Annotated in this window: 1 protein-coding gene; it reads left to right on the top strand. The window is 64.0% G+C overall.

Features of this window, described 5'->3' with window-relative positions; genetic code table 11:
• Nucleotides 1–408, top strand: a 408-nt coding sequence (locus HWD93_RS18220; RefSeq protein WP_261647573.1) for a hypothetical protein, incomplete at both ends; no start/stop codon positions are given.

Here is a 408-nt window from a genome sequence, read left to right as displayed (position 1 = left end):
CACCGAGTACACCAAGGGACAGAAGATCACCGTCACCGGCAAGAACACCCCCGGCAAGACCGTCCAACTCCACGACACCAAGGGCGCACTCCTGCGCACCATCACCACCAACACCACCGGCGACTGGACCTTCACCACCGGCGGCACCTACACCACCGACAGTGTCACCTGGAAGTTCACCTCCGGCACCGACACCATCACCCACACCTTCACCGGCAAGACCAGCGAAGCGACCGAGCCCGCGCTCCGACTCACGTCCCACACCGAGTACACCAAGGGACAGAAGATCACCGTCACCGGCAAGAACACCCCCGGCAAGACCGTCCAACTCCACGACACCAAGGGCGCACTCCTGCGCACCATCACCACCAACACCACCGGCGACTGGACCTTCACCACCGGCGGCAC

Origin of the sequence: Curtobacterium sp. C2H10, from assembly GCF_025407985.1 — a bacterium.
In the GTDB taxonomy this organism is placed as follows: Bacteria; Actinomycetota; Actinomycetes; order Actinomycetales; family Microbacteriaceae; genus Curtobacterium.
Note: the sequence above shows the minus strand (reverse complement) of the source record. Positions and strands in the feature narration are given on the sequence as shown.